The organism is Streptomyces longispororuber, from assembly GCF_014656095.1.
GTDB classification, from domain to species: Bacteria; Actinomycetota; Actinomycetes; order Streptomycetales; family Streptomycetaceae; genus Streptomyces; species Streptomyces longispororuber.
In genome coordinates, this window is sequence record NZ_BNBT01000205.1 from 1 (window position 1) to 11,749 (window position 11,749).

The following is an 11,749-nucleotide window of genomic DNA, read 5'->3' on the forward strand; positions in this document are numbered from 1 at the left end:
GGGGACGGGCGGGCGGGTGCCGCCCAGGTCACGGCGCGACCGCCCGGCCGGGCCGCCCGCGGCCGGCCGGCCCGGACCTGGCCTGGTCGGGGCGTGGGGATGTCAGAGGCCGCCAGTAGGCTGTCCGACATGGCCGACCCTTCCAGCTACCGCCCCAAGCCGGGACAGATCCCCGACTCGCCGGGGGTCTACAAGTTCCGTGACGAGCACCGCCGTGTGATCTACGTCGGGAAGGCCAAGAGCCTGCGCCAGCGCCTCGCCAGCTACTTCCAGGACCTGGCGAACCTGCACCCCCGCACGGCCACGATGGTGACGACCGCCGCGTCCGTCGAGTGGACGGTGGTGGCCACGGAGACGGCCGCGCTCCAGCTCGAGTACACCTGGATCAAGGAGTACGACCCGCGCTTCAACGTCAAGTACCGCGACGACAAGAGCTACCCCTACCTCGCGGTGACGATGAACGAGGAGTTCCCGCGCGTCCAGGTGATGCGCGGTCAGAAGAAGAAGGGCGTGCGCTACTTCGGCCCCTACGGCCACGCCTGGGCCATCCGCGACACCGTCGACCTGCTCCTGCGCGTCTTCCCCGTGCGCACGTGCTCGGCGGGCGTCTTCAAGAACGCCGCCCGCACCGGCCGCCCCTGCCTGCTCGGCTACATCGGCAAGTGCTCCGCGCCCTGCGTCGACCGCGTCTCCGCCGAGGAGCACCGGGAACTGGCGGAGGACTTCTGCGAGTTCATGGCGGGCCGCACGGGCACGTACATCCGGCGCCTGGAGCACCGGATGACCGAGGCCGCCGAGGACATGGAGTACGAGCGGGCCGCCCGCCTCCGGGACGACATAGAGGCCCTCAGGAAGGCGATGGAGAAGAGCGCCGTCGTCCTCGCCGACGCCACCGACGCCGACCTGATCGCGGTCGCCGAGGACGAGCTGGAGGCCGCCGTCCAGATCTTCCACGTGCGCGGCGGGCGCGTGCGCGGCCAGCGCGGCTGGGTCACCGACAAGGTCGAGGCCGTCACCACGGCCGACCTCGTCGAGCACGCCCTCCAGCAGCTCTACGGGGAGGAGACAGGCGACGCCGTCCCCAAGGAGGTGCTGGTCCCGGCGCTGCCCGACCCCGTGGAGCCGGTCCAGGAGTGGCTCGCCCAGCGCCGCGGGTCGAACGTGTCGCTGCGCATCCCGCAGCGCGGCGACAAGAAGGCCCTCATGGAGACCGTCGCGCGCAACGCCCAGCAGTCCCTCGTGCTGCACAAGACCAAGCGCGCCTCCGACCTCACCACCCGCTCCCGCGCCCTGGAGGAGATCGCCGCCGCCCTGGAGCTGGACAGCGCGCCCCTGCGCATCGAGTGCTACGACATCTCCCACCTCCAGGGCGACGACGTGGTCGCCTCCATGGTGGTCTTCGAGGACGGCCTCGCCCGCAAGAGCGAGTACCGCCGCTTCCAGATCAAGGGCTTCGAGGGGCAGGACGACGTCCGCTCCATGCACGAGGTGATCACGCGGCGCTTCCGGAGGTACCTGGCCGAGAAGGAGAAGACCGGGGAGTGGTCCCCCGAGGAGGCCCAGGAGAGCCTCACCGAGGAGGACGGCCGCCCCAAGAAGTTCGCGTACCCGCCGCAGCTCGTCGTCGTGGACGGCGGCCAGCCGCAGGTCGCCGCCGCCCAGCGGGCCCTGGACGACCTCGGCATCGACGACATCGCCGTCTGCGGCCTCGCCAAGCGCCTGGAGGAGGTCTGGGTGCCCGGCGAGGACGACCCGGTGATCCTGCCGCGCACCAGCGAGGGGCTCTACCTCCTCCAGCGCGTACGGGACGAGGCGCACCGGTTCGCGATCGCCTACCAGCGCACGAAGCGGTCCAAGCGCTTCCGGTCCAGCCCGCTGGACGACGTGCCCGGCCTCGGCGACGCGCGCAAGCAGACACTGATCAAGCACTTCGGGTCGGTGAAGAGGCTCCGGGCCGCGACCATCGACCAGATCTGCGAGGTTCCGGGCATCGGCCGCAAGACGGCGGAGGCCGTCCTCGTGGCCTTCGCCCAGGCGGCCCCGGCGGCCCCCGCCGTGAACACCGCCACAGGAGAGATCATGGAGGACGAGGAGCCCGCGGGCACGGCAGACTCGGACCCGAAGGACACCACCGGGGAGCCCGCGGCCGCGGACACCCCGGGCACGGCCGGGACCCCGGCACGCGAGGGCGCCCCGGACGACGGCCGCCCGCCCGTACCGACGGGTGACCCGGCCGACGACCGGGCACCCGCCCCGGTGGACGGCCCGGGCCGGTCGGACGGCACGGCTGACGGCCCGGCCCCCGCCCCGGCGGGAGCCCCGGGCCCGGACAGCGACCGGACGCCCGCGCCCACGGGCGGCCCGGACGACGACCGGACACCCGCCCCGGCGGGCGGCCCGGTCAACGGCACGGGGACCGCACCGACCGCGGACCCCGGCGACAGCGAGACGCCCACGCGCGTGGGCGCATCGGACCGACGACGGGGGACGGAGACATGAGCGAGCACGACGAAGGCGGCACCCAGGTGAGTACGGGCACGACCATCGAGGCGGGTGAGGCCGCCGAAGCGGCCATCCCGGAGCTGGTGATCATCTCCGGCATGTCCGGCGCCGGACGCAGTACGGCGGCCAAGTGCCTGGAGGACCTCGGCTGGTTCGTCGTCGACAACCTCCCGCCCGCCCTCATCCCCACCATGGTCGAGCTGGGCGCCCGCTCACAGGGCAACGTCGCCCGCATCGCGGTCGTCGTCGACGTGCGCGGCCGCCGCTTCTTCGACAACCTCCGCGAGTCCCTCGCGGACCTGGAGTCCAAGAACGTCACCCGGCGCATCGTCTTCCTGGAGTCCTCCGACGACGCCCTGGTGCGCCGCTTCGAGTCCGTCCGCCGCCCGCACCCGCTCCAGGGCGACGGCCGCATCGTCGACGGCATCGCCGCCGAGCGCGAGCTCCTGCGCGAGCTGCGCGGGGACGCCGACCTGGTCATCGACACCTCCAGCCTGAACGTGCACGAGCTGCGTGCCAAGATGGACGCCCAGTTCGCGGGCGACGAGGAGCCCGAGCTGCGGGCCACGGTCATGTCCTTCGGCTTCAAGTACGGCCTGCCGGTCGACGCGGACCTCGTGGTCGACATGCGCTTCCTGCCCAACCCGCACTGGGTCCCGGAGCTGCGCCCCTACACCGGGCTCAACGAAGAGGTGTCGGCGTACGTCTTCAACCAGCCGGGCGCCAAGGAGTTCCTCGACCGCTACACCGAGCTGCTCCAGCTGATCGCCGCGGGCTATCGCCGCGAGGGCAAGCGGTACGTGACCATCGCCGTGGGCTGTACGGGTGGCAAGCACCGCTCCGTCGCCACGTCCGAGAAGCTCGCCGCGCGCCTGTCGTCCGCCGGCATCGAGACGGTCATCGTCCACCGGGACATGGGGCGCGAATGAAGCCCAACCGCCGGGTACTCCGTCTGAACCGCCTGGGCCGCAAGCGGGGCACCCAGCCCAAGGTCGTCGCCCTCGGCGGCGGCATGGGCCTGTCCGCCTCGCTCACCGCCCTGCGCCGCATCACCGGGGACCTCACCGCCGTCGTCACCGTCGCCGACGACGGCGGCTCCAGCGGCCGGCTGCGCCAGGAGCTGGGCGTGCTGCCGCCCGGCGACCTGCGCAAGGCGCTCGCCGCCCTGTGCGGCGACGACGACTGGGGCCAGACCTGGGCCCGCGTCATCCAGCACCGCTTCCAGTCCCGCGGCGACCTGCACGAGCACGCGGTCGGGAACGTCCTGATCGTCGCCCTGTGGGAGCAGCTCGGCGACCACGTCCAGGCCCTGGACCTGGTCGGCAAGCTGCTCGGCGCGCAGGGGCGCGTGCTGCCCATGTCCGCCGTGCCCCTGGAGCTCCAGGCCCTGGTCAAGGGCCACGACCCGGAGCGCCCCGAGGACGTGGACACCGTGCGCGGCCAGGCCACCGTCGCGCTCACCCCGGGCGAGGTGCAGTCCGTGCACCTCGTCCCGCAGGACCCGCCCGCCGTCCCGGAGGCCGTCGCCGCCGTCTTGGACGCGGACTGGGTGGTCCTCGGGCCCGGCTCCTGGTTCTCCTCCGTGATCCCGCACCTGCTCGTGCCCGAGCTGCTCGACGCGCTCACGGAGACGAAGGCCCGCCGGGTCCTTTCGCTCAACCTGGCCCCACAGCCCGGCGAAACCGAAGGCTTCTCTCCGCAGCGTCATTTGGAGGTTTTGGCCCGACACGCCCCTAAACTCGCCCTGGACGTGGTGCTGGCCGACGAGGCCGCCGTGCCCGATCGTGGGTCCCTGACCGACGCCGCCAAGCGGCTCGGTGCCACGGTGGAGCTGGCGCCGGTGGCCCGCCAGGACGGCAGCCCCCGGCACGACCCGGAGCTGCTGGCCGCCGCGTACGACCGTATTTTTCGGATGCATGGAAGGATCGGCCCATGGCGATGACGGCAGCGGTGAAGGACGAGATCTCCCGGCTTCCCGTCACCCGGACCTGCTGCAGAAAGGCGGAGGTCTCGGCGATCCTTCGGTTCGCGGGCGGACTGCACCTGGTCAGCGGGCGCATCGTGATCGAGGCGGAGCTGGACACGGCGATGGCGGCCCGCCGGCTCAAGCGGGACATCCTGGAGATCTTCGGGCACGGCTCCGAGCTGATCGTGATGGCCCCCGGCGGACTGCGCCGCGGCTCCCGGTACGTGGTGCGCGTCGTCGCGGGCGGTGACCAGCTCGCCCGCCAGACCGGCCTGGTGGACGGCCGCGGCCGTCCCATCCGCGGCCTGCCGCCGCAGGTGGTCTCGGGGGCCACCTGCGACGCCGAGGCCGCCTGGCGCGGCGCCTTCCTCGCCCACGGCTCGCTCACCGAGCCCGGCCGCTCGTCCTCCCTGGAGGTGACCTGCCCGGGCCCGGAGGCCGCGCTCGCCCTGGTCGGCGCCGCCCGCCGGCTCCAGATCGCCGCCAAGGCCCGCGAGGTGCGCGGCGTGGACCGCGTCGTCGTCCGTGACGGTGACGCGATCGGTGCCCTGCTGACCCGCCTCGGCGCCCACGAGTCCGTGCTCGCCTGGGAGGAGCGGCGGATGCGGCGCGAGGTGCGCGCCACCGCCAACCGCCTCGCCAACTTCGACGACGCCAACCTGCGCCGCTCGGCCCGCGCCGCCGTCGCCGCGGGCGCCCGGGTGCAGCGGGCCCTGGAGATCCTCGGGGACGAGGTCCCGGAGCACCTCGCCGCCGCCGGCCGCCTGCGCATGGAGCACAAGCAGGCCTCCCTGGAGGAGCTCGGCGCGCTCGCCGACCCGCCGCTGACCAAGGACGCCGTCGCCGGCCGCATCCGCCGCCTGCTCGCCATGGCCGACAAGCGCGCCCAGGACCTGGGCATCCCCGGCACGGAGTCCAACCTCACCGAGGAGATGGCGGACAACCTCGCGGTCTGAGGGGTGCGCGCCACCCCCGCGCGGCACCCACGGCCGTGTCGTCCGCACTCCGCGGACACGCGCGGCGCACACACCCCACGAAAAGGCGCCGCGGACACGCTCCGCGAACATCGCTGACGGGAGCCCGTTCCGCGGCCCCGGAGGCGCCCGAAACGCCGATTTTGCGCTCACCCGTGCAGGCGGTGAAACGGGTGAGCGCACAGGGAAGCGTGGTGCTTCTCACTACCGGACAGTATTGCCTTCGGGGGGCCTGCTCGATGTCACTCCGGGGCCTTCGGAGAGGTAGGGTCGGAGGCGGTCGGGGACATCCCATACAACTCGCCGGCGTCTCAGACCGGCGTACCAACGAGGAGATCGGTTCGTGACGATCCGCGTAGGCATCAACGGCTTTGGCCGCATCGGTCGTAACTACTTCCGCGCGCTCCTTGAGCAGGGTGCGGACATCGAGATCGTGGCTGTCAACGACCTGGGTGACACCGCGACCACCGCCCACCTGCTGAAGTACGACACCATCCTGGGCCGCCTCAAGGCCGAGGTGTCCCACACCGAGGACACCATCACCGTCGACGGCCACACCATCAAGGTGCTGTCCGAGCGCAACCCCGCCGACATCCCGTGGGGCGAGCTGGGCGTCGACATCGTGATCGAGTCCACCGGCATCTTCACCAAGCGTGACGACGCCGCCAAGCACCTCGCCGGCGGCGCGAAGAAGGTCCTCATCTCGGCTCCGGCCAAGGACGAGGACATCACCATCGTCATGGGTGTCAACCAGGACCAGTACGACGCGGCCAACCACCACGTCATCTCCAACGCCTCCTGCACCACCAACTGCGTGGCGCCGATGGCGAAGGTCCTGGACGAGAACTTCGGCATCGTCAAGGGCCTGATGACCACGGTCCACGCGTACACGAACGACCAGCGCATCCTGGACTTCCCGCACAAGGACCTGCGCCGCGCCCGCGCCGCCGCCGAGAACATCATCCCGACCACCACCGGCGCCGCCAAGGCCACCGCCCTGGTCCTGCCGCAGCTCAAGGGCAAGCTGGACGGCATCGCCATGCGCGTCCCGGTCCCCACGGGCTCCGCCACCGACCTGGTCGTCGAGCTCCAGCGCGAGGTCACCAAGGACGAGGTCAACGCGGCGTTCAAGAAGGCCGCGGACGGCGAGCTCAAGGGCATCCTGTACTACACCGAGGACCCGATCGTGTCCTCGGACATCGTCAGCGACCCGGCGTCCTGCACCTTCGACTCCTCCCTGACCATGGTCCAGGAGGGCAAGTCGGTGAAGATCCTCGGCTGGTACGACAACGAGTGGGGTTACTCCAACCGCCTCGTCGACCTCACGGTCTTCGTCGGCGGCCAGCTCTGAGGCGTCCGCGCGCTTAGAGCAGGCACCCAGATGTGAGCAGCAGGGTCCGGACCGTTAACGTCCGGACCCTGCAGCATGTCAAGCCCTCTTCGGAGCCCCTCCTCAAGGAGTCCTTCTCTATGAAGACGATCGACGAACTTCTCGCCGGCGGTGTCGCGGGCAAGCGGGTCTTCGTCCGCGCCGACCTGAACGTGCCGCTCGACGGCACCACCATCACCGACGACGGGCGCATCCGCGCGGTCCTGCCCACCGTCAAGGCCCTCGCCGACGCGGGCGCCCGCGTGGTCGTCGCCTCGCACCTGGGCCGCCCCAAGGGCACCCCGGACCCCGCCTTCTCGCTCGCCCCGGCCGCCACCCGCCTCGGTGAACTCCTGGGCGCCGACGTCCGGTTCGCCACCGACACGGTCGGCGAGTCGGCCCGGGCCACGGTCGCCGAGCTGACCGACGGCCAGGTCGCCGTCGTGGAGAACCTCCGCTTCAACGCCGGTGAGACGGCCAAGGACGACGCCGAGCGCGCCGCCTTCGCCGACCGGCTCGCCGAGCTCGCCGACGTCTACGTGGGCGACGGCTTCGGCGCCGTGCACCGCAAGCACGCCTCCGTCTACGACCTGCCGGGCAAGCTGCCGCACTACGCGGGCCACCTGATCGCCACCGAGGTCGGCGTCCTGAAGAAGCTCACCGACGAGGTCGAGCGCCCGTACGTGGTCGTGCTCGGCGGCGCCAAGGTCTCCGACAAGCTCGGCGTCATCGACCACCTCCTGGAGAAGGCCGACCGCATCCTCATCGGCGGCGGCATGGCCTACACCTTCCTCAAGGCCCAGGGCCACGAGGTCGGCATCTCCCTCCTCCAGGAGGACCAGGTCCCGGCGGTCAAGGAGTACATGAAGCGCGCCGAGGAGCGCGGCGTGGAGTTCGTGTTCCCCGTCGACGTGCTGGTCTCCGCCGAGTTCCCGGACCTGAAGACCAAGGCGCCCGCCCACCCCACCACGGTCGCCGCCACCGCCATCCCGGCGGACCAGGAGGGGCTCGACATCGGCCCCGAGACCCGTAAGCTCTACGCCTCGAAGCTCGCCGACGCGGCCACCGTCTTCTGGAACGGCCCGATGGGCGTCTTCGAGCACCCGGACTACGCCGAGGGCACCAAGGCGGTCGCCCAGGCGCTTCTCGACTCCCCGGCCTTCACCGTCGTCGGCGGTGGGGACTCGGCCGCCGCCGTGCGCCTGCTGGGCTTCGACGAGAAGGCATTCGGCCACATTTCGACCGGCGGCGGCGCCTCCCTCGAATACCTCGAGGGCAAGACGCTCCCCGGCCTCGCTGCACTGGAGGACTGACCCACATGAGTACGCGCACGCCGCTGATGGCGGGCAACTGGAAGATGAACCTCAACCACCTCGAGGCCATCGCGCACGTCCAGAAGCTCGCGTTCGCGCTCGCCGACAAGGACTACGAGGCCGTCGAGGTCGCCGTCCTGCCCCCGTTCACCGACCTGCGCTCCGTGCAGACCCTGGTCGACGGCGACAAGCTCAAGATCAAGTACGGCGCCCAGGACATCTCGGCGCACGACTCCGGCGCGTACACCGGTGAGATCTCGGGCCCGATGCTCGCCAAGCTGAAGTGCACCTACGTGGCCGTCGGCCACTCCGAGCGCCGCCAGTACCACCAGGAGACCGACGAGGTCTGCAACGCCAAGGTGAAGGCGGCCTTCAAGCACGGCCTCACGCCGATCCTGTGCGTCGGTGAGGAGCTGGAGGTCCGTGAGGCGGGCAACGCCGTCGCGCACACCCTCACGCAGGTCGAGGGCGGCCTCAAGGACGTCCCGGCCGAGCAGGCCGAGACCGTCGTGATCGCCTACGAGCCCGTCTGGGCCATCGGCACCGGCAAGGTCTGCGGCGCCGACGACGCGCAGGAGGTCTGCGCGGCGATCCGCGCCAAGCTCGCCGAGCTGTACTCGCCGGAGCTGGCCGACCGGGTCCGCATCCAGTACGGCGGCTCCGTGAAGTCCGGCAACGTCGCCGAGATCATGGCGAAGCCCGACATCGACGGTGCCCTGGTGGGCGGCGCGAGCCTGGACACGGACGAGTTCGTCAAGATCGTTCGCTTCGTCGAGCAGTGAGTATGCGCTAACGCCGTTACGACGTACCCTTGCGGGGGTCGGGGCTTGCGGAGCGGGCGGAGGACGCCCGCCGGCAGTAGGCTTCGGCCCCCGTCGTCGATTCAGATTCCGAGGAAGTTGGTCCAGCCGTGGTTATGGGGTTCTCGATCGCCCTGATCGTCTTCAGCCTGCTGATGATGCTGCTGGTGCTGATGCACAAGGGCAAGGGCGGCGGCCTCTCCGACATGTTCGGTGGCGGTATGCAGTCGTCCGTCGGCGGCTCCTCGGTCGCCGAGCGGAACCTGGACCGGATCACCATCGTGGTCGGTCTGCTCTGGTTCGCCTGCATCGTCGTGCTCGGCATCCTGATGAAGGTGAACAACTGACAACAGGGACGAGCCGCTTGCCACGCCCCGGCGGCCGCGCCCCGAAGTCCCGCTCGTAGCCCCATGTTCCGTACGCGCCCGCGCGCGCGGCTTATCATGGGGCTTGCGTGTCGGGGTGGGGTGTAACTCCCAACACTGGACGCGCGTTGGGCCTTACGTAGACTGAGGCGCCCGCAGCGCCGGCAGTCGACCCCGCGGCGCAGCCGCCGTTCGACACAGGCAGCACCATCACGCAGGGAGTTACGACCGTGGCAAGTGGCAACGCGATCCGAGGCAGTCGGGTCGGGGCGGGGCCGATGGGCGAGGCCGAGCGCGGCGAGTCCGCGCCACGACTGCGCATCTCCTTCTGGTGCTCGAACGGGCACGAGACGCAGCCGAGCTTCGCCAGCGACGCGCAGGTCCCCGACACCTGGGACTGCCCCCGCTGCGGCTTTCCGGCAGGTCAGGACCGGGACAACCCACCGGACCCGCCGCGCACCGAGCCGTACAAGACCCACCTCGCGTACGTGCGGGAGCGGCGCAGCGACGCGGACGGCGAGGCAATCCTCGCCGAGGCGCTCGCCAAACTGCGGGGCGAGATCTAGAAGTTGACAGCCGGCCGGACACCGAGGGTGTCCGGCCGGACCTGTTCCGGCGCCCGCCCCGCCATGGCTGCTTCCGTGCCGGTCCGCCGTGGCTGCTTCCGCGACGCCTCGCCGTGGCTGCTTGCGTGCCGGTCCGCCGTGGCTGCCTCCGTGCCGCCTCGCCGTGACCGCTCCCGCGAGGCCTCGCCGTGGCTGCTTCTGTGCCGCCTCGCCGTGACCGCTCCCGCGAGGCCTCGCCGTGGCTGCTTCTGTGCTGCCTCGCCGTGACCGCTTCCGTGCCGGTCCGCCGCCCCGGGCGGATCAAGGAACGCGCAGGTGGGCGTGTGTCCCCCGGTGATTGTCAGTGGTGCCCCCTACCGTGGGGGGTGATCGTGGACCACGCGACCGACGGGGGGAGTTGCGATGCCTGCGAAGACGGCCCAAACCGAGGCCGACGGTGCGCGGAGCGTCGCCTGGCGCGGGGGTTTCGGCAGGCTGTGGAGCGCCGCCGTGCTCTCCAGCTTCGGCGACTCGCTGCGCAAGGCGGCGCTGCCGCTGCTCGCCGCGTCCCTCACCGACGACCCGCTGCTCATAGCCTCCGTGACCGCCTGCGGCTATCTGCCGTGGCTCGTCTTCGGGCTGCTCGGCGGGGCCGTCGCCGACCGCGTGGACCAGCGGCGCGCCATGTGGCGGGTGGACGTGGCCCGCGGCGTGCTCGTCGGGGCGTTCGCCCTCGCCGTGGCGCTCGGGCACGCGTCCATCGGCCTGCTCATCGCGCTCGCGCTGCTGCTCACCACCCTCCAGACCCTGTTCGACAACGCGGCCACGGCCCTGCTGCCCGCCCTGGTGGACCGGGACGCCCTGGGCAGCGCGAACGCCCGGCTGCTCACCGGCCAGCAGCTCGCGGGCGGCCTCCTCGCCGCGCCCGCGGTGCCCTTCCTGATCGCCGCGGGGCCGGGGCTGCCGTACGCGGCCGACGCCCTGACCTATCTGGTGGCGGCCGCGCTCGTGGCCTCCCTGCGGGTGCCCCCGCCGGAGCACCCGCCCAGACCCGCCGGCGCCACCCTGCGGTCCGACATCGCGCACGGCCTGCGCGCGCTGTGGCGGGACCGGGTGCTGCGCGCCCTGTGCGCGGCGACCGCGGTGGGCAACGTCGGTATAGGCGCCCTCCTGGCCACCCTCGTCGTCCTGGTCACCGACTGGCTCCACGCGGGCGACGGTGGGTACGCGGCGGCCATAACCGCCTATGCGGCCGGAAGCCTGGTGGGCGGGGTGCTCGCCGGGCGGCTGGCGCGGCGGCTCGGGCGCGTCCGCAGCGTCTTCGTCGCCGGAACGGCCCAGATCGCCGCACTCGTGGCCATGGGCACGCTCCGTGACGTCGTGGCCTTGACGGCGAGCATGACCCTGTTCGGTGCCATGGGGATGGTGTGGAACGTCAGTACCCACACCCTGATGCAGCAGCGCGCGCCCGCCGCCGTCCTTGGGCGGATCAGCGCGGCGTTCCGCACCCTGGCCGTCGCGGGAGCCCCGCTCGGGGCGATACTCGGCGGGCTCGTGGCCGCGCTGTGGGGTCCGAACACCCCCATGCTCCTCGCGGCCGCCCTCTTCATGCTCTCCGTCGCCGCGCTCACGCCCGTCCTCAAGCCGCCCGGCAGCGGTCGGACACCTCGGACGGCACGCTGATCAATTAGGTTGGGGACAGCGGGGCGTACGCACAGTACTCACGTTGTACGAGAGAAGGCTGAAGTCCAGATGACAGCAGATGACCGTACCGGGCTGACGCGGACGAGCGCATGGACGGCGCTGGTCGAGCACAAGGAGCGGTTGGGGGAGGTGCGTCTGCGGGAGCTGTTCGACGCCGATCCGGGGCGTGCCGGGCGGTACTCGCTTCAGGTGGGGGATCTGTATCTGGATT

At 71.7% G+C, this 11,749-nt stretch carries 10 protein-coding genes; all 10 read left to right on the top strand.

Going from position 1 to position 11,749, the window contains the following annotated elements:
* Positions 1 to 129 precede the first annotated feature (129 nt).
* The 10 genes from uvrC (at position 130) to IE330_RS35425 (ending at position 11,517) form a co-directional block, all read left to right on the top strand.
* Positions 130 to 2,499: an excinuclease ABC subunit UvrC gene (gene uvrC / locus IE330_RS35380; RefSeq protein WP_229926153.1), complete on the top strand. Its 2,370-nt coding sequence runs from the start codon at positions 130 to 132 to the stop codon at positions 2,497 to 2,499.
* The gene (gene rapZ / locus IE330_RS35385; RefSeq protein ID WP_190140281.1) at positions 2,496 to 3,431 is read left to right on the top strand and encodes an RNase adapter RapZ; all 936 of its coding nucleotides are present in this window, start codon (positions 2,496 to 2,498) and stop codon (positions 3,429 to 3,431) included. The genes uvrC and rapZ overlap by 4 nt, the downstream gene beginning before the upstream one ends.
* On the top strand, positions 3,428 to 4,444 hold the full coding sequence (locus IE330_RS35390) for a gluconeogenesis factor YvcK family protein (RefSeq protein ID WP_190140282.1): 1,017 nt from the start codon (positions 3,428 to 3,430) through the stop codon (positions 4,442 to 4,444). The genes rapZ and IE330_RS35390 overlap by 4 nt, the downstream gene beginning before the upstream one ends.
* A complete protein-coding gene (gene whiA, locus IE330_RS35395) occupies positions 4,435 to 5,424 on the top strand; it encodes a DNA-binding protein WhiA (RefSeq protein WP_190140283.1) in 990 nt (329 codons plus the stop codon). The genes IE330_RS35390 and whiA overlap by 10 nt, the downstream gene beginning before the upstream one ends.
* A 361-nt stretch (positions 5,425 to 5,785) precedes the next feature.
* The gene (gene gap, locus IE330_RS35400; protein WP_190140284.1) at positions 5,786 to 6,793 is read left to right on the top strand and encodes a type I glyceraldehyde-3-phosphate dehydrogenase; all 1,008 of its coding nucleotides are present in this window, start codon (positions 5,786 to 5,788) and stop codon (positions 6,791 to 6,793) included.
* A gap of 119 nt (positions 6,794 to 6,912) precedes the next feature.
* Positions 6,913 to 8,124: a phosphoglycerate kinase gene (locus IE330_RS35405; protein ID WP_190140285.1), complete on the top strand. Its 1,212-nt coding sequence runs from the start codon at positions 6,913 to 6,915 to the stop codon at positions 8,122 to 8,124.
* A 5-nt stretch (positions 8,125 to 8,129) separates the two neighbouring features.
* The gene (tpiA, locus tag IE330_RS35410) at positions 8,130 to 8,906 is read left to right on the top strand and encodes a triose-phosphate isomerase (protein WP_190140286.1); all 777 of its coding nucleotides are present in this window, start codon (positions 8,130 to 8,132) and stop codon (positions 8,904 to 8,906) included.
* 134 nt (positions 8,907 to 9,040) lie between these two features.
* Positions 9,041 to 9,271, top strand: a complete 231-nt coding sequence (secG, locus tag IE330_RS35415; protein WP_062713769.1) for a preprotein translocase subunit SecG — start codon at positions 9,041 to 9,043, stop codon at positions 9,269 to 9,271.
* A 248-nt stretch (positions 9,272 to 9,519) separates the two neighbouring features.
* Positions 9,520 to 9,855 carry an RNA polymerase-binding protein RbpA gene (locus tag IE330_RS35420; protein ID WP_003957010.1) on the top strand — a complete coding sequence of 112 codons (336 nt, stop codon included), beginning with the start codon at positions 9,520 to 9,522 and terminating at the stop codon, positions 9,853 to 9,855.
* Between the two features lie 402 nt (positions 9,856 to 10,257).
* Entirely contained in the window at positions 10,258 to 11,517 is a 1,260-nt protein-coding gene (locus IE330_RS35425; RefSeq protein WP_190140287.1) for an MFS transporter, read from the top strand.
* Positions 11,518 to 11,749: the final 232 nt, after the last annotated feature.

Bases quoted from the DNA above. Each gene is read 5' to 3' on its own strand.
- uvrC (WP_229926153.1), top strand. From the start codon at position 130: ATGGCCGACCCTTCCAGCTACCGCCCCAAGCCGGGACAGATCCCCGAC.
- rapZ (WP_190140281.1), top strand. From the start codon at position 2,496: ATGAGCGAGCACGACGAAGGCGGCACCCAGGTGAGTACGGGCACGACC.
- IE330_RS35390 (WP_190140282.1), top strand. From the start codon at position 3,428: ATGAAGCCCAACCGCCGGGTACTCCGTCTGAACCGCCTGGGCCGCAAG.
- whiA (WP_190140283.1), top strand. From the start codon at position 4,435: ATGGCGATGACGGCAGCGGTGAAGGACGAGATCTCCCGGCTTCCCGTC.
- IE330_RS35405 (WP_190140285.1), top strand. From the start codon at position 6,913: ATGAAGACGATCGACGAACTTCTCGCCGGCGGTGTCGCGGGCAAGCGG.
- tpiA (WP_190140286.1), top strand. From the start codon at position 8,130: ATGAGTACGCGCACGCCGCTGATGGCGGGCAACTGGAAGATGAACCTC.
- secG (WP_062713769.1), top strand. From the start codon at position 9,041: ATGGGGTTCTCGATCGCCCTGATCGTCTTCAGCCTGCTGATGATGCTG.
- IE330_RS35425 (WP_190140287.1), top strand. From the start codon at position 10,258: ATGCCTGCGAAGACGGCCCAAACCGAGGCCGACGGTGCGCGGAGCGTC.